Source organism: Streptomyces sp. NPDC001770 (assembly GCF_053596135.1).
Genome location: NZ_JBSFFN010000024.1, coordinates 1 through 21,721 on the forward strand (window position 1 = coordinate 1; position 21,721 = coordinate 21,721).

Sequence of the window (21,721 nt, forward strand, 5' to 3'; positions counted from 1 at the left end):
TGATTCTTTTTTTTTTTTTGTTGGTTTTTTTTTTCCGTCTGGTGCAGTTCGCGGGGGGGGGGGGCCCGGGGGGCCCCCCCCCCCCCGCCCCTCCGCCGTTCCCGTCAGGCGCTGAGCGGGAAGACGTCTCCCAACTCCCGGAAGACGGCCGTGTTGAGCGCGAAGGCGCGCTTGCACTCGTCCACGATGCGCTGCCGCTCCAGGTCGTCGGCGTCGACCGCGTCCAGCAGCTCGCGGTAACCGCGCTTGAAAGCGGCGGGGTTGGCGATCTCCTCGAAGACGTAGAACCGCACCCCGTCGCCCTTGTGGGCGAAGCCCCAGGTCTTCTCGGCCCGGTCGCGGATGATCTGTCCGCCGGAGAGGTCGCCGAGGTAGCGGGTGTAGTGGTGCGCTATGTAACCGGCGGGCCAGTCACGGGCGCAGGTGGCGACCCGCTCGGCGTACGCGGCGGTGGCCGGCAGCGGCTCCAGGCCCTCGCGCCACTCCGGCCCCCGCAGGTGCGCCAGGTCCCGCTCCAGTTCGGCGAGCCGCATCAGCGGCGCCTGTATGAAGGGCCCCGCGACCGGGTCCCGCCGCAGCCGCTCGGCACCCTCTTCCAAAGCGCGGTACACGAACCACAGTTGCTCGGTGTAGCGGGTGTACGCGTCCACCCCCAGGCGCCCGCCGAGCATGTCTCCCATGAAGGTGGAGGTCTCCGCCTCCGTGTGCTGCTCGTGGGACGCGGTGCGGATGACCGTGGAGAACGGGGTGACGGGGGTGACGGTGCCGGTGGACGTGTCCAAGGCGGGCCTCCGGGGCCGAGAGAGCGGAAAACCGGGAAGGACGGAAACGTGTGGCACCGACGCGGCGGCTCGCGCCGCGTCGGCCACCCCCCGATCCTCTTACTTAGGCTTACCTAAGTCAACACGTTGCCGACTTCCTGTCGGTAAACACCCCGTGCCCGGGGAACGCGCGCGCCCGGTGGCCCGGAACCGGAATCGCCGGTCCCCGGCCACCGGGCGCGCGCTCCTGCCGGAGGTGCCCGCGGGTCCTACGGCAGGGTGAGGATGTCCGCTCCGGTCTCGGTCACCACCAGGGTGTGCTCGAACTGGGCGGTGCGCTTCCGGTCCTTGGTCAGCACGGTCCAGCCGTCGTCCCACATGTCGTACTCATGGGTGCCCAGGGTCAGCATCGGCTCGATGGTGAACGTCATCCCCGGCTGCATCACGGTGGTGGCGTGCGGGCTGTCGTAGTGCGGCACGATCAGACCGGAGTGGAACGAGGTGTTGATGCCGTGCCCGGTGAAGTCCCGCACCACGCCGTACCCGAAGCGCTTGGCGTACGACTCGATGACCCGGCCGATCACGTTGATCTGACGGCCGGGGCGGACCGCCTTGATGGCCCGGTTCAGCGACTCCCGGGTGCGCTCCACCAGCAGCCGCGACTCCTCGTCCACGTCGCCGCAGAGGTAGGTGGCGTTGTTGTCGCCGTGCACACCGTTGATGTACGCCGTCACGTCGAGGTTCACGATGTCGCCGTCGCGCAGCACCGTCGTGTCGGGGATGCCGTGGCAGATGACCTCGTTGACCGACGTGCACAGGGACTTGGGGAAGCCGCGGTAGCCGAGCGTCGACGGGTAGGCGCCGTGGTCGACCATGAAGTCGTGGGCCACCCGGTCCAGTTCGTCGGTGGTGACGCCGGGCGCGATGTGCTTGGCGGCCTCCCCCATCGCCTGCGCGGCGATCCGGCCCGCGATACGCATCCGCTCGACGGTGTCGGAGTCCTGGACCTCCGGGCCGGTGTACGGCGTCGGACCCGGCTTGCCCACGTACTCGGGGCGCCGGATATTTCCGGGTACGGAACGGACGGGAGAGATCTCCCCGGGTGCGAGCAGCGACTGACCAGACATGTCAGCGAGTCTAACCAGCGCCCCTGGGGCAAGCTGGCACAGAGGAAAGGAGTCCCGATGGCCCTGTTCAAGAAGCGCACGGTCGGCAAACCGGGCGAGTGGTACTACTGCCTGGAGCACAGAAAGGTCGAGGAAGGCCCCGAGTGCCCGGCGAAGGACCGCTTCGGCCCGTACGCCTCGCGCGAGGCGGCGCAGCACGCCATGGACACCGCGCAGGAGCGGAACCTGGAGTGGGACACCGACCCCAAGTGGCACGACCGCAACCGGCCCCCGGCCTCCTGAGCCCCGCGCGGTGACCGCGCTCAGAACGCCGGCACCCCCGGCGCGGCGGGCGCGTCCGGGTCCGCCGGGGCGGCCGTCGCGGCGTCCCGGCGGCGAACGGCGTCCTCGTCGGTGGCGGAGTCGTACCGGAGCAGCTTCGGGAGCGCCGCCGTCAGCAGGGCCACCGAGGCGACACAGGCGACCCCGCCGGTCCAGACCGCCGAGCGGGTGCCGGTCCAGCCCGCCATCGCCCCGGCCCGGACCTGGCCGAGCTGCGGCCCGACGCTGTAGGAGAGCACCTCGATGCCGGCCAGCCGGCCCCGCAGCTCCTCCGGGATGGTCTGGTTCCAGATGGCGGAGCGGCCGAGTCCGCTCAGCATGTCGCCCGCGCCCGCGATGCCCAGGCAGACCAGCACCGGCCAGACGCTGTCGAAGAGCCCCGCGCCCGCGATGGCCAGCCCCCACGCGGCGGCCCCGGACACCACGAAGAGCCCGTGCCGCCGCACCCGGGAGGTCCAGCCGCTGGTCAGCCCCAGCACCAGCGAGCCCACCGACCCGGCGGCGTACATCAGCCCCAGCGACCAGGGGGCGTCGAGGTCGTCCGCGAGGAACGGGAAGACCGCGTTCGGGAAGGCGAAGAACATCGCCGCCAGGTCGATCGCGTACGTCCCCAGCAGCACCGGCCGGCTCCACGCGTACGCCGCGCCCTCGGCGATCCCGCGCAGCGACGGCTTCCGCGCGGTGCGGGCGGGTGGCGCGGGAGTGAGCCGCAGGCAGAGGACGACCGAGACGGTGAAGGTGACGACGGTGACCCCGTACGCGGTGGCGTGCCCGGCATAGGCGACGACCAGGCCCGCCAGGGCCGGCCCCGCGATCGCGCCCGCCTGCCAGCGCAGGGCGTTCAGCGCGGCGGCCGCCGGCAGGTGCTCGTGCGGCACGATCCGCGCCAGCAGCGAGTCGAGCGCGGGCCGCTGGAGCCCGGCGAGCGCCGAGACGCCCCCGGCCACGACGTACAGCGGCCAGAGCAGCGGCTCCGGCAACAGGGCGTTGACCAGCAGGATCACGGCCAGCACACCGAGTCCGGCCTCCGTGCCGAGGATGACCTTGCGACGGTCCACCGCGTCCGCGAGCGCCCCGCCGTACAGCCCGAAGACCACCAGCGGCACGAGTTCGACCGCGCCCATCGCCCCGACCGCCAGCGGGGACCCGGTCAGCTCCTTGATCTGGAGCGGCAGCGCGATCAGCGCCATGAAACTGCCGAAGTACGTGATCAGGCCCTGGCCCCAGAGCAGCCGGAAGTCGGCGGAGGCGTGCCAGGGGGCGAGGTCGGGGAGGAGGGAACGGAGGGTACGGGAGGCGCGGCGCGGGCGCGGGTCGTTCACGAGAGATCATGGTCCGGCCCTCCGGGGGTCCGGCGCAACCCCTCCTCGGGCCCTGATACCCGCCCTACCAGCGAAGACGTCCCGGCGGCGGGTGCCCGGCGCCGCTGCCGCAGCGCGTGCCCGCGCTCTACCACCGCGCCGGTGGCGGTGCGGTGAGCCGGTCCGCCAGCCGCGAGAGCCGGTCCCGGAACGAGCGCCGCCCGTGCGCCGACGGCCGCCCGGTCTCCCCGGCCGCCGAGCTCACCAGATGCTGCACGGTGTCCAGGTCCACGTCGTCCTCCTCGGTCACCACCAGGGCCTCGTGGCCGAGCCCCCGCACCTCGGGATCGCCACCCCCCAGCGTGAGCACCGTCGCCCCCGAGCGCCGGGCGTCCCACACCCGTTCCATCAGCCCGCCGTCCGGCCGTTCGGGCGCCACCAGCAGCAGCGTCTCCCCCCGCCCGGCCGCCTCGATCCGGCCCAGCCCCACCGCCAGATGCGCCGGATCGGCCGGCCGCACCCGGTGGCGCACCAGCGTGGGAGTCAGCTCCGGCAGCCCCGACCACGCCGCCTCGTCGACGAGGTGCGCCGCCAGGTGCCAGGGCTCGTACGCCTCGGTCCCGACCAGCAACAGCCCGCCGCCCTGCGGGACGACGGACGAACGCAGGGCCCCGGCGAACCGGCGGGCCGCACCCGGCCACTCGGTCCCGGCGAGCACCTCACGCAACAGCGCCACGCGCACGGCATCCATGGCCCGGCATCATGCAGCAGCCCGCGGGCGTTCCGCAGCCGGACACGGAAGGTGCACCCGTACGGGACGCGTACGGGGCGCGCGCGGGACACGTACCGGACGTTCGCGCACGGGCCGGGGTGTGCCGCCGGAGAGCCGGTACTCCGCAGTAGTGTCGGGGCCATGACTACCCACGACAGTGCCGGCGCGCCCAAGGCGCCCGCCAAGGACCCCTGGGACCTGCCCGACGTCTCCGGACTCACCGTCGGCGTGCTCGGCGGCACCGGCCCGCAGGGCCGCGGCCTCGCCTACCGCCTCGCCCGCGCCGGGCAGCGCGTGACCATCGGCTCCCGCGACGCCGCCCGCGCCGCCGAAGCCGCCGCCGAACTCGGCCTCGGCATCGAGGGCGCGGACAACGCCGCCTGCGCGCTCCGCAGCGACATCGTGATCGTCGCCGTGCCGTGGGAGGGCCACGCCAAGACGCTGGAGTCGCTGCGCGCCGAACTCGCGGGCAAGCTCGTCGTCGACTGCGTCAACCCGCTCGGCTTCGACAAGAAGGGCGCCTACGCCCTCAAGCCGGAGGAGGGCAGCGCCGCCGAACAGGCCGCCGCCCTGCTGCCCGACTCCCGCGTCACCGCAGCCTTCCACCACCTCTCCGCGGTGCTGCTCCAGGACGCCGACATCGACGAGATCGACACCGACGTCATGGTGCTGGGCGAGGCCCGCGCCGACACCGACATCGTGCAGGCCCTCGCCGGCCGCATCGCGGGCATGCGCGGCGTCTTCGCCGGACGGCTGCGCAACGCCCACCAGGTCGAGTCGCTGGTCGCCAACCTGATCTCGGTCAACCGCCGGTACAAGGCACACGCGGGACTGCGCGCCACCGACGTGTGATCCGCGCCGGGTGATCGGTGATCCGTACCGGGTGATCCGTGGCGGGGAACCGTACCGGGTGATCCGTACGGGAGCCCGCGCCCCGGGGGCGGGCGTACCCGGGGCGGAACGGAACGGGGCATGAGGGACACTGGACGGGACCGCGCACCACCCCCGGACAGGAGCCGCCCCCATGCCCCGCATCGCCCTCTACCCGCTCGTCGTCTGCGTCCTCGCCGTCGTCGCCGCGGTGGTCTCCTTCGCCCAGGGCAGCCTGCTCGGCATCCTCTGGGTGCTGGTGGCGGGGCTCTCGTCCAACATGACCCTGTACTACGTGCGCCGTCACCGCGCGACCACCGGCGACTGACCACCGGGTCCGCGGGCGCGAGGAACTGGGGCCCGTTCCGGCGAGATCCTGGGGTCTACCCGGACAGCGCCGCCGACAGCGCCTCGCAGCGGGGGTCCTGCTGGTCGGAGAACGCCTGCCAGAAGCGGTAGGTGTCCAGCCCGCAGTACGTCTCGAAGTCGCTGACCCCGAGCCCCCGCAGCAGCGCGTCCACGGCGTCGAAGAACACCGCGTTCACCTCCGGCACCCACAGCAGTCCGAACACCGCGATCAGCCCGAACGGCGCGAACGGCTCCACCTGGCGCCGGACCTTGTACGACAGCCAGGGCTCGATCACCCCGTACCCGTCCAGCCCCGGCACCGGTACGAAGTTGAGGATCGCCGCCGTGACCTGGAGCAGCGCCAGGAACGCCAGCGCGAACCGGAACACCACCGGCACCCCGTCGAGGCCGCCCAGCCAGAACGGCGCCGTGCAGACGACGGCGAACAGGACGTTCGTCAGCGGCCCCGCGGCCGAGATCAGACTGTGCTTCCAACGCCCGCTGATCCGGCCCCGTTCGATGTAGACGGCCCCGCCCGGCAGCCCGATGCCACCCATGATCACGAAGAGCACCGGCAGCACGATGCTGAGCAGGGCGTGCGTGTACTTCAACGGGTTGAGCGTCAGATAGCCCTTCCCGGCGATCGAGATGTCCCCGCTGTGCAGAGCCGTACGGGCGTGCGCGTACTCGTGCAGGCAGAGCGACACGATCCAGCCACCCGTGACGAACAGGAAGACCGCGAACCCGGTCTGCTCGGCGAACCCCGTCCACACGGCCACGCCGGCGACGGCCGTGACGGCGACGATCCCGAGGAAGATCGGGCTGATGCGCCGGTCGTGGCGGCTGATCGCAGTGGTCATGCGAGGAGAGTAGGGCCTTTCGCGCGGATCGGGCCGAGCCCACCGGCCGCCGTCCGCCCGTCACTTCGGGCCGGCCTTCGGTGGGCCGCCTCTCCAGCCGCCCGCTCTCGTGGCTCCGGTTCCCCGACTCGCCCCTGATCGCCCGGGGTTCACCTCCGATGCCACGCGTCGCCCGCTGGAGCACCGCTCGGGGCGCGTCCCCGCGGTAGCCCGCGCTGCCGCCGGACCCATGCCCCGCTTCCGCACGGAGTGCGACCGGACCACCGCGTAAGGTCACCCGACGCCACGCGAGCTATCGGAATATATCGGGTGGCTGTGCGAGTCCCGATCCCCTTCACGGACAATGGCCCCGTGCGCTACTGCATCCTCGGTACGACCCAGGTACTTCGCGACGACGGCACGGCCGTCGCCCTCGGCGGGGCGCGGCTGCGTGCCCTGCTCACCGTTCTCGCCCTGAGCCCCGGCCGGGCGGTCCCGGTCGCGGTGCTCGTGGACGAGGTCTGGGACGGTGAGCCGCCCGCCGACGCGCCGGGCGCGGTCCAGGCGCTCGTGGGCCGGCTGCGCCGGGCGCTCGGCCGGGACGCCATCGCCTCCGTCGAGAACGGCTACCGGCTCGCCGCCGAGCCCGACGCGGTCGACCTGCACCGCTTCGAGCGGCTGGCGGGGGAGGGGAGCCGGGCGCTGGAGGCCGGTGACGGCGCGAAGGCGCTCGACGCGCTCGACGCCGCCCTCGCCCTGTGGCGCGGCCCCGCCCTCGCCGACCTGCCCGACCGCACCGCCGTCGCCGCCCGCTGGGAGGCCCGGCGGCTCGCGGCCCGCCGCGCCCGGGGCGGCGCCCACCTCGCGCTCGGCCGCGCCGAGGAGGCGCTGCCCGAACTGGTCGCGCTCTGCGCCGACCACCCGCTCGACGAACCGCTCCAGGCGCTGCGCATCCGCGCCCTGCACCACGCGGGCCGCACCGCGCAGGCCCTCGCCGCGTACGAGGAGGTGCGCGCCCTGCTCGCCGCCCGGCTCGGCACCGACCCGGGTGCCGAACTGCGCTCCCTGCACACAGAGTTGCTGCACCACGGCAGCGCCCCGCCGGCCCGCCCAGGGGCGGGCGCCGCCCGCCCCGGTCATCCCGGCGACCGCCCCGCGGTACCGGCCCGCCCGCTCGGCCCCGTCGTCCGGACACCCGCGAGCGGCGTCCCGGAGGTCCGTACCGCGGCCGCCCGGTCCGCCACCCCGGTCGCCCTGCCGCCCCTCCGCCCGGCGTCCGGCAACCTGCGGGCCCGGCTCACCAGTTTCGTCGGCCGCGAGACGGACATCGCGTCGCTGCGCGAGGACCTCGACAGGTCCCGGCTGGTCACGCTCCTCGGCCCCGGCGGCGCGGGCAAGACCCGGCTCTCGCAGGAGGCCGCCGAGACCGTCGCCGGCAACTGGCCGGACGGCGTATGGATGGCCGAACTCGCCCCCGTGGACGACCCCGAGGCCGTGCCCGAAGCGGTGCTCTCCGCGCTCGACGCCCGGGAGACCGTGCTGCGCGGCGCCGGTGCCGAGGAGATGCGCGTCGCCGAGGGAGGCACCGCGAGCCCCCTCGTACGCCTCACCGAGCACTGCGCGCGCCGCCGGATGCTCCTGCTGCTCGACAACTGCGAGCACGTCGTCGGCGCCGCCGCCGCGCTCGCCGACCACCTCCTCGCCCGCTGCCCCGACGTGACCGTCCTCGCGACGAGCCGCGAACCCCTGGGCGTGCCGGGCGAGTTCGTCCGCCCGGTGGAACCCCTGCCGGACCCCACGGCGCTCCGCCTCTTCGAGGAGCGCGGCAACGCCGCCCGGCCCGGCTTCCGGAGCGACGCCGACCCGGCGACCGCCGCGGCCAGCGCCGAGATCTGCCGCCGCCTCGACGGACTGCCGCTCGCCATCGAACTCGCGGCCGCACGGCTGCGGATGCTCAGCCCCCGGCAGATCGCCGACCGGCTCGACGACCGCTTCCGGCTGCTCTCCAGCGGCAGCCGCACGCTGCTGCCGCGCCAGCAGACCCTGCGCGCCGTCGTCGACTGGTCCTGGGACCTGCTCGACACCGCCGAACGCGCCGTACTGCGCCGGATGTCGGCCTTCGCCGGCGGCTGCTCCCTCGCGGCGGCCGAGGAGGTCTGCTCCCTGCGCGCGGGCGACTCCGGCGGCGCGGGACGCCAGGAGGGCCAGGAGGCGGTCGACTTCCGTGACGTCGCCGTCCTCCTCGGCTCACTCGTCGACAAGTCCCTCGTCGTCGCCGAGGAGTCGGGCGACGGCGAGATGCGCTACCGGCTGCTGGAGACCGTGGGGGAGTACGCCTCCGAGCGCCTCGACGAGGCGGGCGAGCGCGCCGCCGTCGACCGGTCCCACCTCGTGTACTACCGCGAGCTGGTGCGTACCGAAGGCCCCCGGCTGCGCGGCGCCGGACAGCCGGCCACCCTGGAGCTGTTCCGGCGCGAGTACGAGAACGTGCGCACCGCCTTCCGCCACGCGGCGGCCCTGGAGGACGAGCACGAGTGCCTCTGCATCGTCATGTCGATGGGCTGGTACTGGATGCTGCGCGACCTGCGCGACGACGCCCGTCAGTGGGCCGACGTCACGGCGGCGCTGGGCCCCGACCCGTTCGCCCCGCCCGGGACGCCCGCGCCCTCGCTGTACGAGCGGTGCACGGACAGGCCGCCGCCGATGGATCCCGACCAGCTCATGGAGGCGCGGCGCGGGGTACGGCTCATCCAGATCGCCAACATGGACCACGAGATGGACCTGTGGATGACCGAGGACAGCATGGAGCGGCTCCGGGTCATCGCCCGGACCTACACCCCCGGCCAGCCGCAGACCTGCCGCTCGCCCGGATCGCTCTGGATCTTCGCCGTCATCATCACCGGTGAGCGGGAGGAGCTGTACGGCGTGATGGACGAGACCGTGCGCGCCTGCCGTGAGTACGGCTACGAGTGGGAGCTGGGCGCGGCGCTCCAGACGCGGGCCAACCTCCTCGCCAACCGGCCCGAATCGACCCCGGAGGCCCGGGTCGACGCGGACGAGAGCCTGGAGATCTTCACCCGGCTGCAGGACGCCTGGGGCTCCGCCGAGGCCCTCGCCTCGCGCGGCGAGGCCAACGAGCAGTCGGGCGCGTACGAGGCGGCCGCCGAGGACTACCTCGCCGCCATGGAGTACGCCGAACAGCTCGGCGCGCAGTCGCAGGTCGCCGTGTTGCGCACCCGGTACGCGAACGTCCTCGCGGAGACCGGGCGGGAGGCGGCGGCGGAGGCCATCTTCCGCGAGGTCATCGGCATGGACCGGACGAACTCCGGGCACGAGGCCACACCCTTCGCCCGGATGCACCTGGGCATGCTCCTCGGCCGCACCGGGCGGGTAGGGGAGGCGCGCGCCCAGATGGAGCTGCTGGCGGCCGAGTTCCACTCGCAGACGCTGGCCATCTTCGAGGGCTTCGTCGCGGGCGTGGTGGCATGGCTGGACAACGAGGAGGGGCTGTACGCGCACGCCCTGGACACCGCGCTCAGGGCGGTGGAACGGGCGAACGACCGGCTGGCCCAGATGGTGGCCCCCCAGATGACCCCCATCCACCTGGTGTCGGTGGCCTGGGCGCTGGCCGGGCTCGGCGGTGAGGAACGCGGCCGGGACGCCGCCCGGTTGCTCGGCTCGCAGGCCGCTCATCTCTCGCGGATGCACGTGCCCACCATGGTGGAGCGGCAGAACCTCGTCCGCGCCGAGGAAGCGGCACGCGCCGCGATCGGGGACGCGGCGTTCGAGGCGGCATACGCCGAGGGCGGTGACCTCTCGCTGGAAGAGGTCACCGCCCTGGCGGACGCGCACAACGGGTGAACACCGTCCCGTGGTTCCCGCCAGGTGCGCGACGACCGCCACGGCACCTCGCCGCGTAGCCGGAGCGTTCGCGCACGGTGGCGCGGCAGGGGAGCGACACGCCCAGGCCGGGTGGGTCCGGGGGCGTCGCGGCCTTGGTGATTGCCTGTGTTCCCGCAGTCCGGTCGGAAGGGTGAGAGAGATGGGCACGCACGAGATCGGTCCACGCATGGTGGGCGAGAGGCTGATGTACAACCGCGCGGTCCGGGTCGAATCTCCACGGAACTGGCTCTTCGTCTCCGGGCACGAGGCCCGCGGCGACGACGGCGCCATCGCCTGCGAGGGGGACATGGCCGGGCAGATGAGGCTCACCCTGCAACGGCTCGGGCAGACCGTCGCCGAAGCGGGGATGACGATGGCGGATGTCGTGCAGATCCGGGTCTTCACCACCGACCTGGCCGGCTGCAAGGCCCACTACACGGTCCTCATGGACGAACTCGCCGCAGTCCGCTGTCGTCCGGCCAGCCTCCTGGCGGAGGTCAGTGCCCTGTCCGACCCCGACATGCTCATCGAGATCGAGGCCGTCGCGGTGGACTGAGTCGTCCCGCCGCTCCTTTCGCGGGAGCCTGCCTTCACGCGGGAGCGCGACGGCGGGAGACCGCGGCCGGGTTCGGCTCCCGGTGACCCGAGCCGGCCGGTGATCACGAATCCCCGCGCGCCCCGGTGCCGCGACCGGACCAGCCGTCCGCCGTACGTCCGGCTCCCGGGCGTACGGCGGACGGCGGGGCCCCGGCCGTCAGGACGCCTTGCGGAACTTGGCGACGGCGAGCGGCGCCATCACGACGGTGATGATGCCGGCCCAGGCGAGGGTCACCCAGACCGAGTGGGCGATCGGGCCGCCCATCATCAGGCCGCGCGCCGCGTCGGCGAGGTTCGACAGCGGGTTGTACTCGGTGAACGTCTGGAGCCAGCCCGGCATCGTCTGGGTCGGCGCGAAGATGGAGGATCCGAACTGCAGGGGCATCAGCACCAGCATTCCCGTCGCCTGGACCGCCTGGGCCGTCTTCATGGCCAGCCCGAGCAGGATGAAGATCCACATGATGGCGGCGCCGAACACCGCCGAGAGCGCGACGGCTTCGAGCAGACCGAGGAACGAGGTCTGGATCTCCATGCCGAGCGCGAAACCCATCGCCAGCAGGATGATGGTGGCGACCATCATCCGGCCCAGCTCCACCACGATCTTCGCGATCAGCACCGAGGACCGGGCGATCGGCATCGTGCGGAACCGGTCCATGACGCCCTTGCGGAAGTCGTCGTTGACCCCCGTGCCCACGGCGGAGGCGATGTTCATCCCCATCATGGCCATCAGGCCGGGGATCAGGTAGTTGAGGTACTCCTCCCGGCCGCCGCCGAGGGAGCCGCCGACCGAGCCGCCGAACACGTACGTGAAGAGCAGCGTGAAGATCACCGGCATCAGGAGCGCGTCGAACATCGACTCCGGATCCTTCTTGATCTGGAGCAGGTTGCGCCGGGTCAGCGCCCCGATGTGGCGCAGGTTGGCGCGCAGCCCGATCCTCCCCTCGTCGCTCGTGGGCCGGACCGGCGCCCGGTCGATGGGGGACTTCGTCAGTGTGGTCGTACTCATGCGGCGACCTCCTCGTCGGTCGGAGCGGCGGCGGACGTGGTCTTGCCGCCGGTGATGGCGAGGAAGACCTCGTCCAGGCTGGGCAGTGCGGTGGCGACGTGGGCGAGGGGGAAGCCCCGGGTGCCCAGCAGGCCGATGACAGCGGTCAGTTGCTCGTCGCTCAGGATCGGTACGTACAGCAGGCCCTCGTCCGGGACCGCCTGCGCGCCCGAGACCCCGTCGAGGCCGGTCTCGCGGAGGGCGCGGGCCATCGCAGGCAGGTCGGCCGGGTCGGACGGGCGGATCTGGAGGGTCCGGCCGCCGACCTTCGCCTTCAGCTCGTCGACGCCGCCGCGCGCGATGATGCGGCCCTTGTCGATCACCGTCAGCTCGCTGGCGAGCTGCTCGGCCTCTTCCATGTACTGGGTGGTGAGCAGCACGGTCGCCCCCTCGGCGACCATCCGCTGCACCTCGTCCCAGACCTCGTTGCGGGTACGGGGGTCGAGCCCCGTCGTCGGCTCGTCCAAGTAGAGGACGGCCGGGCGGCCGATCATGGAGGCGGCCAGGTCGAGCCTGCGCCGCATGCCGCCGGAGTAGTCCATCGCGGGGCGGCGGGCCGCCTCGGTGAGTGAGAACCGCTCCAGGAGCTCGTCGGCGCGGCTGCGGGCCTCCTTGCGGGGCAGGTCGAGGAGCCGGCCGATCATGTAGAGGTTCTCCCAGCCGGAGAGCTTCTCGTCGACGGAGGCGTACTGCCCGGTCAGGCCGATGGTGCGGCGCAGCTGCCGGGGCTGCTTGACCACGTCGTAGCCGGCGACCGTCGCGTAACCCGCGTCCGGCACGATGAGCGTGGAGAGGGCGCGTACGAGCGTCGTCTTGCCCGCGCCGTTCGGGCCGAGCACACCGAGCACGGTGCCCTCGCGCACATCGAGGTCGACACCGTCGAGTGCCTTGGTGGTGCCGTAGTGCTTCACCAGCCCCCGTACTTCGATGGCGATTCCGCGCCCGGGGTTCATGTCGTTTCGCGTCATGTCCACCATGGGACCAGACGCGGCCGACAGCTCACCGATATATCGCCGACAGCGGGACGTGGAACGGATTTCCGGGTGTCGATTCTCCCGTCGGCGCCCTGTCGGCCCTCTGTCGGCCCTCTGTCGGCTCTCTGCTGCCGGCCGGCCGGCGGGCCGTCGCGGGCACCCGCGCGCCGGGTGGACGGGGGGCGTGCGGGGGTGTGCGTCAGCCCGCCGATGGGGGAAGTCGGCGGGCTGACGGTGGTGCCGGAGGTGGCTGTGTGACCGGCGCGGCGGGTGCGCCCCGCACGGCCGGGGGGTGGCGTGGGGAGGGCCCGCCCGTACCGTCCACGGAGCGGGCGGGCCCGCCCGTACCGTCCATGGAGGCGGCGCGAGGGCGGGGCCCGCCCGTACCGTCAGTGGAAGGTGTGCTCCGGCGCCGGGAAGGCGCCGCCGACGACCTCGCCCGCGAACTCCTTCGCCGCGTCACCCAGGACCTGGCGCAGATTCGCGTACTGCTTGGTGAAGCGCGGCACCTTGCCGCCCGTCAGCCCGACCATGTCGGTGTAGACGAGCACCTGGGCGTCGGTCTCGTTGCCGGCGCCGATCCCGACGGTCGGGATGTGCAGGGTGCGGGTGACCTCGGCGGCCAGCTCGGCCGGGACCAGTTCCAGCACGACCGCGAACGCCCCCGCGTCCTGTACGGCCTTGGCGTCCCGCAGCAGCTGCTGCGCGGCCTCCTCGCCGCGCCCCTGCACCCGGTACCCCATGGAGTTGACCGACTGCGGGGTGAGGCCGATGTGGCCCATGACCGGGATGCCGGACTCGACCAGCAGCCGGATCTGCTCGTGGCTGCGTTCACCGCCCTCCAGCTTCACGGCGCCGACACCGGCCTCCTTGACCAGCCGGGTCGCGCTGCGGAGCGCCTGGACGGGGCCCTCCTGGTACGAGCCGAAGGGCAGGTCGCCGACGACGAGGGCGCGCTTGGTGCCCCGTACGACTGCGGCCGACAGCATGGTGATCTCGTCCATCGTGACGGGCACGGTGGTGTCGTAACCGAGGTGGCAGTTCCCCATGGAGTCGCCGACGAGCAGGACCGGGATACCGGCCTCGTCGAACACGGACGCGGTCATCGCGTCGTAGGCGGTCAGCATGGGCCACTTCTCGCCGCGCGCGGTGGCGGCGGCGATGTCGTGGACGGTGATGCGGCGGGTGCTCCTGCCTCCGTACAGCGCCTTGCCGCTGTCGGTGGAAGAGGGTCCGGCAGGGGGGTGGGCAGACTGATTCTGCGCAGCGTTGAGCGACATGGCCAACGGCTCCTTCGTCATCTCGAGGCGCCCTGACGGCGTCCCCGGATCCCTTCCATGGTGGCATCCCCCGGTGGTGCGCGGGAAGTGGGCCCGCGGTTCGCCTTCCGCCGGATCGTCGGGGCGGGCCCGGAGAGCCGGACGGAGACGCGGCGGGAAGGGTAAAGACTTTACAATACGAGACGGTCTCGTATCGAAATGACGCTACTCTCTTCACCATGTCCATACCGTCCGGCGCGCCTGCCGCCGTGTCCCGTGTCCCGGAGGCGGTCCACCGTCGCCGTTGGGCCATTCTCGCCGTGCTCATGTTCAGCCTGCTCATCGTGGTGCTGGACAACTCGATCCTGAACGTCGCGGTCAAGACGATCGCCAGTCCCGCGCCGGACGGGATCGGCGCCACCCAGAGCGAGCTGGAGTGGGCGATCAACTCCTACACGCTCGTCTTCGCCGGCCTGCTCTTCACCGCCGGTCTGCTCGGCGACCGGCTCGGCCGCAAGTGGGTGCTGCTCTGCGGCATCACCGTCTTCGTCGTCGGCTCCGCGCTCGCCGCCTTCTCCGACACCCCGGGCCAGCTCATCTCCTGGCGTGCGGTGATGGGTCTCGGTGCGGCCTTCGTGATGCCGGCCACCCTCGCCATCCTGATGAACGTCTTCGAGCCCGCCGAGCAGCCCAAGGCCATCGGCATCTGGGCCGGCGGCGTCGGCCTCGGCATCGCCATCGGCCCGATCACCGGCGGACTCCTGCTGGAGCACTTCTGGTGGGGCTCGATCTTCCTCGTCAACGTGCCCGTGGGCCTCGTCGCCCTGGTGGCGATGGTGATCCTCGTACCGGACTCGCGCGACCCCAAGCCCGGCCGGCTCGACCCGGTGGGCGTCGTCCTGTCCGTCGTGGGCCTCGTGCTTCTCGTCTACGGCATCATCCGGGGCGGCGAACTCGCCGACTTCACCGATGTCACCGTGCTCGCCCCGGTCATCGGCGGCGTGGCCGTCCTGGTCGCCTTCGTCCTGTACGAGAAGCGCGTCGAGCACCCCGCGCTCGACGTCTCGCACTTCAGGAAGCCGGCGTTCTCCGCCGCCGTCGCCGCCATCGCGCTGGTCTTCTTCGCGCTGATGGGCGTCACCTTCTTCTCCGCCTTCTACCTCCAGAGCGTGCGCGGCTACACCGCGCTCCAGTCCGGCCTGCTGGTCCTGCCGCTCGCCGCCGCGCAGATGATCTTCTCGCCGCGCGCCCGGATCGTCGTCCAGCGCTTCGGCGTCCGCGCGGTCTGCACCGTGGGCCTGATCCTGGTCGCCGGCGGGCTCGCCGCCTTCGCGGCCTTCGACGCCGGCACACCCGTCTGGGTGCTGTGCGTGGTCTTCTTCGTCCAGGGCACCGGAATGGCGCACATCATGCCGCCGGTCACCGTCGCCATCATGCAGACGCTGCCCCGCGAGAAGGCCGGTGCCGGTTCCGCCATCAACAACACCTTCCGCCAGGTCGGCGGGGCGCTCGGCATCGCCGTGCTCGGATCGGTGCTCTCCACCGTCTACCGGGGTGACATCGAGGGCCACCTCTCGGCCGTACCGGCCGGAGCCCGGGACGTCGCCGGAGAGTCGATCGAGGCCACGCTCGGCGTCGCGGCGAAGCTCGGCCCGGCCGGCAAGCCGCTCGCGGTGGCGGCCTCCGACGCCTTCATCGGCGCCATGCACGTCGCCGCCCTCGGCTCCGCCGCCATCGCGCTGGTCGGCGCCGTGGTCGTCGCGCTGTTCCTGCCCGGCAAGTCCGCCGCCGGTCCCCGGCCGCAGGCCCCCGAGCAGCCCGCCCCGGTCCCGGCCGAGCAGGGCCGCTAGGAGAGGGCCGCAAGCGCTGAGCCCCGCGGCCCCGGCCCGGACCCCCACGGCGTACGCCCGGGGGCCCGGGCCTTCGCACCGGCCCGGACCCCGCCGCGCCGAGGCCCGGCAGGAAGGCGGGGTTCCGGTCGGCGAGAATCGTCGCAGCGGTCGTAGGGCGAGGAGAGGCGGAACGCAGGTGCGGCATCAGGAGCGCGAGCAGGGCCTGGGGCACGACCTGGAGCACGGTCAGGAACCAGGCCCGGAGCAGGACCCGGCCCCAGGTCCGCAAGCCGGTCCGGGCCGCAGCCCGGAGGAGGATCCGGCGCACACCCGGGCACACGACCACGACCGGGGTCCGGGCCGCCCCCGCAGCGCCGCCGCCGAGCGGGCCATCCTGGACGCCGTCATCGCCCTCCTGGAGGCCGGTGAACCCCTCGCCGGACTCTCCATCGAACGCATCGCCCGTACCGCCAAGGTCGGCAAGGCCACCATCTACCGCCGCTGGCACGGCAAGGAAGAGCTCTTCCTCGACGTACTCCGCGACATGGAACCGCCGGACCCCGTCGTCTCCGGCACCGCCGGACTCGCCGACCTGCGCCTGCTCATGGAGTCCCAGCGCACCCGGGGGCTGGCGCAGCGCTCGTCGGTCCTGCTGCACAACGTGTTCGCACAGATGAAGAGCCACCCCCGGCTCTGGACCGAGTACCAGGAGACCGTCATCGCGCCACGCCGGGCCGCGATGGTCGACGCGGTCCGCCGCGCCGTCGACGCGGGCGAGCTGCGGGACGACCTCGACGTCGAGCTGATGGACGACCTGCTCATCGGCGCGATGCTCGTACGGACTCTGCACCGCCGTGACGCGCCGCTGCCGGAGGACCTGGTCGACCGGGTCATCGACGCCCTGATGCAGGGCCTGGCCCCGGTGCCCCGCCCCGCCGACGCTCCCCGCCCCGCCGACGCGTCGGGCGACTCCCGCATACGCTGATCCGTGCCGCCCGCCGCCACCGCTCCGGCCGCGGGCAACGCGAGCGCCGACGCGCCGGACCGGTCCGGCCGGAAATGAGGGGTCGGTCACAGGCCCGGACGGTCCGGCACAAAGCGGAACCCATGGCCCCGTTCCGGTCGTCCTCTTCTCCGTGCCGCCGACACCGGCGGAGGGAAAACGGTCGCCGATCCCCTAGGGTCAAGGGCGCGGCGACATGCAGGGCAACGCAGTGAGGAAGCGCGATGGTGCAGGCGTACGGAGCGGACACCGGCAACGACAACGCGGAGCCGCCGCGCGCCGGCTCCCGCTTCCGGGCCGGTCTGGCCCGCTTGAGGGCGGACCGGGGCATCTGGCGGCGCGGCATCCTGCTCGCGGTCTGCTCGGTCCTGGTGATGCTGGTGATGGTCTTCCACGCCGAGATCCCCAACCGGCTCGGCAACCTCGGCAGCCTCACCGAGACCTTCCTGCCGTGGATCGGGGTCCTCCTCCCGGTCCTGCTGGTCCTCGGCCTCGTACGCCGCTCCGCCACGGCGCTCATCGCCCTGCTGCTGCCCCTGGTGGTGTGGCTCAATCTCTTCGGCGGCCTGCTGCTCGACGACAAGTCGGGCCCCGGCGGCAACCTCACCGTCGCCACGCACAACGTGAACGCCGGCAATCCCGACCCTGCCGGCACCGCCGAACAGGTCGCCGGCTCCGGCGCGGACGTGGTGGCCCTCCAGGAACTCCCGAGCAGCCAGGTCCGCGCGTACGAGAAGGCGCTCGACGCGCCCTACCCGTACCACTCGGTCCAGGGCACGGTCGGTCTCTGGAGCAAGTACCCGCTCAGCAACACCCGCCCCGTGGACATCAAGATGGGCTGGGTCCGGGCCATGCGCTCCACCGTCACCGCCCCCGGCGGCAAGGTCGCCGTCTACGTCGCCCACCTGCCGTCCGTCCGCGTCAAGCTGCACGCCGGGTTCACCGCCAACCAGCGCGACAACAGCGCCGACGCCCTCGGCGAGGCCATCTCGGACGAGCCGCTGAGCCGGGTCGTCCTCCTCGGCGACCTCAACGGCACCATGAACGACCGCGCCCTGCGGGCCGTCACCTCGCAGATGCGGTCCACCCAGGGCGCCGCCGGCGACGGCTTCGGCTTCAGCTGGCCCGCCGCCTTCCCGATGGCCCGCATCGACCAGATCATGGTCCGGGGCGTCGAGCCGATGTCCTCATGGACGCTCGCCGCGACCGACAGCGACCACCTGCCGATCGCCGCCCGCGTCCAGCTCTGACCGGGGCCCGCACGAGCGGGGAGCCCCCACGCGAGGCGTCGCGGTGTCCGCCGGGGCCCTGGCGGACGCCTCGGCCGAACTCCGCCGAAACGACCCGTTCACCTCCAGGAACGGATTGTCTGCCACACTTTGTTCGGGTTGCTGACCTGAGCATGCCCGAGGTCAGCCCCTGGCAGAGCCGCCGGAGCACCGTCGCCCGTCCCATCGCCATCCGCCCGCCCCCTCCCCGCCCGGTCCGCGCGCACGTCCGCGCGGCCGACCGCTGCGCCACGTCCCCGTACGGTCCTGCCGTCCGCCCACGGACCAGGCGCGCGCCCTTCTGCTGAAAGGTTCCTTCCCCATGCCTCTGGCCTTGCTCGCCCTGGCGGTGAGCGCCTTCGGCATAGGCACCACCGAGTTCGTGATGATGGGGCTGCTGCCCAACGTCGCGGACGACCTGGGTACCTCGGTACCCACCGCCGGTTACCTCGTCTCCGCCTATGCGATCGGCGTCGTGCTCGGCGCCCCGCTGCTCACCGCCCTCGGCTCCCGCATCCCGCGCAAGCGGATGCTCCTGCTGCTGATGTCGCTCTTCGTCCTCGGCAACGCCGCCTCCGCCTTCGCCCCCGGCTTCGGCTGGCTCGTCGCGGGCCGCCTGATCGCGGGCCTGCCGCACGGCGCCTTCTTCGGCGTCGGCGCGGTCGTCGCCGCCCGGCTGGTCCCGGAGGGCCGCCAGGCGCGGGCCGTCGCACGTATGTTCCTCGGGCTGACCGTGGCCAACATCGTCGGCGTACCGGCGGCGACCCTGCTCGGCCAGCACCTCGGCTGGCGGGCCACGTTCGTCGTGGTGGCCGTGATCGGGCTGCTCTCCCTGGCCGCCCTGGCCCGGCTGATCCCGCAGATCCCGGTCGCCGAGCACCAGGACGTACGCCACGAACTACGGGCGCTCGGCAACCGACAGGTGATCCTCGGCCTGCTCACCGCCGTCTTCGGCTTCGGCGGCGTGTTCGCCGTGTACTCGTACCTCTCGTCCATGACCACCGAGGCGATGGGCTTCGGCGAGTCCTCGGTCACCCTCGTGCTGGCCCTGTTCGGCATCGGCATGACCCTCGGCGCGCTCGCCGCCGGACCGCTCACCGACCGCGCGCTGCGGCCCACGCTCTTCGGCTCACTGGGCGCGCTCACCGTCGTCCTGCTGGTCTTCCCGCTCACCGTGCACGTGCGGTGGCTGGCGCTGGTGATGGTGGTCCTGCTCGGAGCGGTCGGCTTCATGACGACGACCCCGCTCCAGATGCTGGTGATGCGCAAGGCCAAGGACGCCCCCACCCTGGCCTCAGCCTCCAACCACTCGGCGTTCAACCTGGCCAACGCGGGCGGCGCCTGGCTCGGTGGGGCGGCCATCTCGGCGGGCTGGGGCTGGACCTCGCCCGCCCCGGTCGGCGCGGCCCTCGCCGTCGTCGGCCTCGGCATCGCGGTCACCGCGACCGTCCTGGACCGCGACCGCAACCCCTCGCGCGTCGTCGCCGGGCGTACGGAGGAGACCGGCGCGGACAGCCGCCCGACCGTACGGAGCGCACCGGGGGAGTGAGGCAGCGCCCCGCCGTCGCACCGGAACGGGCCGGACCACGTCACCCACGTGGTCCGGCCCGTTTCTGCTCTGCGGAAGGTCCTTCGCGTGCTGCGGAAGGTCCTTCGCGGGCTACGGGAGGTCCTTCGCGGGCTACGGGAGGTCCTTCGCGGGCGTCTCGCGCCAGTGGTTCGTGACCGGCAGCCGCCGGTCCTTGCCGAACCCCTTCGGCGAGATCTTCGTGCCCGGCGGGTACTGCCGCCGCTTGTACTCGGCGGTGTCGACCAGCCGGAGCGTCCGGACCACCAGCTCCTCGTCGAAGCCCGCCGCGACGATCGCGTCCCGGCCCTGGTCCCGGTCGACGTACAGCTCCAGAATCCGGTCCAGCACCTCGTAGTCCGGCAGCGAGTCGGTGTCCACCTGCCCCGGCCGCAGCTCGGCACTGGGCGGCTTGGTGATCGACGCCTCCGGGATCGGCGGGATCTGCCCGCGCTCCTCGGCGGCCCGGTTGCGCCACCTCGCCAGCCGGAAGACCGACGTCTTGTAGACGTCCTTGATCGGCCCGTACGCCCCCGCCGAGTCCCCGTACAGCGTCGAATAGCCAACCGCCAGCTCGGACTTGTTGCCCGGCGCCAGCACGATCCGCCCCTCCTGGTTGGAGAGCGCCATCAGGGTGGTGCCGCGCAGCCGCGACTGGAGGTTCTCCTCGGCGAGCCCGGTGAGCTCCAGCGACTCCATGAACGCGTCGAACATCGGCTCGATCGGGACGGTGCGGTAGTGCAGCCCGGTACGCCGGGCCAGCTCGGCCGCGTCGTCCCGGGAGTGGTCCGAGGAGTACTTCGACGGCATCGAGACGCCGTGCACGTTCGCCGCCCCCAGCGCGTCGCAGGCGAGCACCGCGACGAGCGCGGAGTCGATGCCGCCGGAGAGCCCGACCAGCACACTGCTGAATCCGTTCTTCGCGGCGTACGCGCGCAAGCCCACGACCAGCGCGGAGTACAGCTCCTCGTCGTCGCCGAGCCGCTCGGCGTACCCGCCCGCCAGCTCGGGGGCGTACGCGGGGAGAGGTTCCGCGGAGAGGACGACGTGGTCGATGCGGAGCCCGTCGTTCACCTCCCCGGACGGCGGCTCGGCCGCCGCGGCCGGCAGTTCGAGGTCGATGATCACGCTGCCCTCCGCGAACTGCGGTGCGCGGGCGATCACTTCGCCTTCCGCGTCCACCACGATGGAGTCGCCGTCGAAGACCAGCTCGTCCTGGCCGCCGATCATCGCCAGATACGCGGTGGTGCACCCGGCCTCCCGGGCCCGCCTGCGGACCAGTTCGAGCCGGGTGTCGTGCTTGTCCCGCTCGTAGGGGGAGGCGTTGATCGACAGCAGCAGCCCGGCCCCCGCCGCGCGGGCCGCCGGGACGCGCCCGCCGTCCTGCCAGAGGTCCTCGCAGATGGCGAGCGCCACATCGATGCCGTGCACCCGCACGACCGGCATCGAGTCGCCCGGCACGAAGTACCGGAACTCGTCGAACACCCCGTAGTTGGGCAGATGGTGCTTGGCGAAGTTCAGCGCGACCCGCCCCCGGTGCAGCACCGCCGCCGCGTTGCGCGGCGAACCGGCGGGCTGGCCGTAGCGGGGGGCTGCGTGCTCGGAGCGGTCGAGATGGCCGACGACCACCGGCAGTTCGCCGAACCCCTCCGCGTCGAGCCGGGCGGCGAGCGCGCGCAACGCCGACCGCGAGGCCTCGACGAAGGACGACCGCAGGGCCAGGTCCTCCACGGGATAGCCGGTCAGCACCATTTCGGGGAACGCCACGAGGTGGGCACCCTGCTCGGCGGCGTGCCGGGTCCAGCGGACGATCGCCTCGGCGTTGCCGGTGAGATCGCCGACCGTCGAGTCGATCTGGTTGAGTGCGAGGCGTAGTTGAGGCACGCCCGCAGTCTAATCGTCTCTCTGACGCGATGTCCTGGGGGTCGGTGATTCCGGTTCCGCGCGCCCGAGTT

General features: G+C 72.7%; 18 protein-coding genes. 9 read left to right on the forward strand and 9 right to left on the reverse strand.

Going from position 1 to position 21,721, the window contains the following annotated elements:
* Positions 1 to 104 precede the first annotated feature (104 nt).
* Complete coding sequence (locus tag ACWCSV_RS21310; protein ID WP_451144450.1) at positions 105 to 782, reverse strand: biliverdin-producing heme oxygenase; 678 nt, start codon at positions 780 to 782, stop codon at positions 105 to 107.
* A gap of 248 nt (positions 783 to 1,030) precedes the next feature.
* Positions 1,031 to 1,888, reverse strand: coding sequence for a type I methionyl aminopeptidase (gene map, locus ACWCSV_RS21315; protein ID WP_451144452.1), 858 nt, complete (start codon positions 1,886 to 1,888; stop codon positions 1,031 to 1,033).
* A 57-nt stretch (positions 1,889 to 1,945) separates the two neighbouring features.
* On the opposite strand from map, the gene ACWCSV_RS21320 reads away from it, so the two are divergent.
* Entirely contained in the window at positions 1,946 to 2,170 is a 225-nt protein-coding gene (locus ACWCSV_RS21320; RefSeq protein ID WP_387367821.1) for a hypothetical protein, read from the forward strand.
* 20 nt (positions 2,171 to 2,190) lie between these two features.
* Here ACWCSV_RS21320 and ACWCSV_RS21325 read toward each other — a convergent pair whose 3' ends face one another.
* Together ACWCSV_RS21325 and ACWCSV_RS21330 are read right to left on the reverse strand one after the other, a co-directional pair.
* Positions 2,191 to 3,531 carry an MFS transporter gene (locus ACWCSV_RS21325; protein WP_451144455.1) on the reverse strand — a complete coding sequence of 447 codons (1,341 nt, stop codon included), beginning with the start codon at positions 3,529 to 3,531 and terminating at the stop codon, positions 2,191 to 2,193.
* A gap of 127 nt (positions 3,532 to 3,658) precedes the next feature.
* Complete coding sequence (locus ACWCSV_RS21330) at positions 3,659 to 4,261, reverse strand: hypothetical protein (RefSeq protein WP_451144457.1); 603 nt, start codon at positions 4,259 to 4,261, stop codon at positions 3,659 to 3,661.
* Between the two features lie 162 nt (positions 4,262 to 4,423).
* On the opposite strand from ACWCSV_RS21330, the gene npdG reads away from it, so the two are divergent.
* Positions 4,424 to 5,134: an NADPH-dependent F420 reductase gene (gene npdG / locus ACWCSV_RS21335; RefSeq protein WP_386891545.1), complete on the forward strand. Its 711-nt coding sequence runs from the start codon at positions 4,424 to 4,426 to the stop codon at positions 5,132 to 5,134.
* Positions 5,135 to 5,306: 172 nt separating this feature from the next.
* A complete protein-coding gene (locus tag ACWCSV_RS21340) occupies positions 5,307 to 5,480 on the forward strand; it encodes a hypothetical protein (RefSeq protein WP_451144459.1) in 174 nt (57 codons plus the stop codon).
* Between the two features lie 55 nt (positions 5,481 to 5,535).
* Here the strand turns inward: ACWCSV_RS21340 and ACWCSV_RS21345 are convergent, their stop codons facing one another.
* Positions 5,536 to 6,360: a site-2 protease family protein gene (locus ACWCSV_RS21345; protein WP_451144461.1), complete on the reverse strand. Its 825-nt coding sequence runs from the start codon at positions 6,358 to 6,360 to the stop codon at positions 5,536 to 5,538.
* A 351-nt stretch (positions 6,361 to 6,711) separates the two neighbouring features.
* On the opposite strand from ACWCSV_RS21345, the gene ACWCSV_RS21350 reads away from it, so the two are divergent.
* Both ACWCSV_RS21350 and ACWCSV_RS21355 read left to right on the forward strand, forming a co-directional pair.
* A complete protein-coding gene (locus ACWCSV_RS21350) occupies positions 6,712 to 10,200 on the forward strand; it encodes an AfsR/SARP family transcriptional regulator (RefSeq protein ID WP_451144463.1) in 3,489 nt (1,162 codons plus the stop codon).
* 181 nt (positions 10,201 to 10,381) lie between these two features.
* Entirely contained in the window at positions 10,382 to 10,777 is a 396-nt protein-coding gene (locus ACWCSV_RS21355) for a Rid family hydrolase (RefSeq protein ID WP_451144465.1), read from the forward strand.
* A gap of 198 nt (positions 10,778 to 10,975) precedes the next feature.
* Here the strand turns inward: ACWCSV_RS21355 and ACWCSV_RS21360 are convergent, their stop codons facing one another.
* The 3 genes from ACWCSV_RS21360 to panB all read right to left on the reverse strand — a co-directional run bounded on the left by ACWCSV_RS21360 (position 10,976) and on the right by panB (position 14,117).
* The gene (locus tag ACWCSV_RS21360) at positions 10,976 to 11,824 is read right to left on the reverse strand and encodes an ABC transporter permease (protein WP_451144467.1); all 849 of its coding nucleotides are present in this window, start codon (positions 11,822 to 11,824) and stop codon (positions 10,976 to 10,978) included.
* Positions 11,821 to 12,840, reverse strand: coding sequence for an ATP-binding cassette domain-containing protein (locus tag ACWCSV_RS21365; protein ID WP_451144469.1), 1,020 nt, complete (start codon positions 12,838 to 12,840; stop codon positions 11,821 to 11,823). The genes ACWCSV_RS21360 and ACWCSV_RS21365 overlap by 4 nt, the downstream gene beginning before the upstream one ends.
* A 386-nt stretch (positions 12,841 to 13,226) precedes the next feature.
* Positions 13,227 to 14,117: a 3-methyl-2-oxobutanoate hydroxymethyltransferase gene (panB, locus tag ACWCSV_RS21370; RefSeq protein ID WP_451144471.1), complete on the reverse strand. Its 891-nt coding sequence runs from the start codon at positions 14,115 to 14,117 to the stop codon at positions 13,227 to 13,229.
* A gap of 218 nt (positions 14,118 to 14,335) precedes the next feature.
* On the opposite strand from panB, the gene ACWCSV_RS21375 reads away from it, so the two are divergent.
* The 4 genes from ACWCSV_RS21375 (at position 14,336) to ACWCSV_RS21390 (ending at position 19,748) form a co-directional block, all read left to right on the forward strand.
* A complete protein-coding gene (locus ACWCSV_RS21375) occupies positions 14,336 to 15,946 on the forward strand; it encodes an MFS transporter (protein ID WP_451144473.1) in 1,611 nt (536 codons plus the stop codon).
* 217 nt (positions 15,947 to 16,163) lie between these two features.
* The gene (locus ACWCSV_RS21380) at positions 16,164 to 16,913 is read left to right on the forward strand and encodes a TetR/AcrR family transcriptional regulator (RefSeq protein ID WP_451144613.1); all 750 of its coding nucleotides are present in this window, start codon (positions 16,164 to 16,166) and stop codon (positions 16,911 to 16,913) included.
* A 242-nt stretch (positions 16,914 to 17,155) separates the two neighbouring features.
* Positions 17,156 to 18,181, forward strand: coding sequence for an endonuclease/exonuclease/phosphatase family protein (locus ACWCSV_RS21385; protein WP_451144475.1), 1,026 nt, complete (start codon positions 17,156 to 17,158; stop codon positions 18,179 to 18,181).
* A 340-nt stretch (positions 18,182 to 18,521) separates the two neighbouring features.
* A complete protein-coding gene (locus ACWCSV_RS21390) occupies positions 18,522 to 19,748 on the forward strand; it encodes an MFS transporter (protein ID WP_451144477.1) in 1,227 nt (408 codons plus the stop codon).
* 132 nt (positions 19,749 to 19,880) lie between these two features.
* Here the strand turns inward: ACWCSV_RS21390 and ACWCSV_RS21395 are convergent, their stop codons facing one another.
* Positions 19,881 to 21,650: an NAD+ synthase gene (locus ACWCSV_RS21395; RefSeq protein WP_451144479.1), complete on the reverse strand. Its 1,770-nt coding sequence runs from the start codon at positions 21,648 to 21,650 to the stop codon at positions 19,881 to 19,883.
* Positions 21,651 to 21,721 lie beyond the last annotated feature (71 nt).

Bases quoted from the DNA above. Each gene is read 5' to 3' on its own strand.
- map (WP_451144452.1), bottom strand. From the start codon at position 1,888: ATGTCTGGTCAGTCGCTGCTCGCACCCGGGGAGATCTCTCCCGTCCGT.
- ACWCSV_RS21320 (WP_387367821.1), top strand. From the start codon at position 1,946: ATGGCCCTGTTCAAGAAGCGCACGGTCGGCAAACCGGGCGAGTGGTAC.
- ACWCSV_RS21330 (WP_451144457.1), bottom strand. From the start codon at position 4,261: ATGGATGCCGTGCGCGTGGCGCTGTTGCGTGAGGTGCTCGCCGGGACC.
- npdG (WP_386891545.1), top strand. From the start codon at position 4,424: ATGACTACCCACGACAGTGCCGGCGCGCCCAAGGCGCCCGCCAAGGAC.
- ACWCSV_RS21340 (WP_451144459.1), top strand. From the start codon at position 5,307: ATGCCCCGCATCGCCCTCTACCCGCTCGTCGTCTGCGTCCTCGCCGTC.
- ACWCSV_RS21345 (WP_451144461.1), bottom strand. From the start codon at position 6,360: ATGACCACTGCGATCAGCCGCCACGACCGGCGCATCAGCCCGATCTTC.
- ACWCSV_RS21355 (WP_451144465.1), top strand. From the start codon at position 10,382: ATGGGCACGCACGAGATCGGTCCACGCATGGTGGGCGAGAGGCTGATG.
- ACWCSV_RS21360 (WP_451144467.1), bottom strand. From the start codon at position 11,824: ATGAGTACGACCACACTGACGAAGTCCCCCATCGACCGGGCGCCGGTC.
- ACWCSV_RS21365 (WP_451144469.1), bottom strand. From the start codon at position 12,840: ATGGTGGACATGACGCGAAACGACATGAACCCCGGGCGCGGAATCGCC.
- panB (WP_451144471.1), bottom strand. From the start codon at position 14,117: ATGTCGCTCAACGCTGCGCAGAATCAGTCTGCCCACCCCCCTGCCGGA.
- ACWCSV_RS21375 (WP_451144473.1), top strand. From the start codon at position 14,336: ATGTCCATACCGTCCGGCGCGCCTGCCGCCGTGTCCCGTGTCCCGGAG.
- ACWCSV_RS21385 (WP_451144475.1), top strand. From the start codon at position 17,156: ATGGTGCAGGCGTACGGAGCGGACACCGGCAACGACAACGCGGAGCCG.
- ACWCSV_RS21390 (WP_451144477.1), top strand. From the start codon at position 18,522: ATGCCTCTGGCCTTGCTCGCCCTGGCGGTGAGCGCCTTCGGCATAGGC.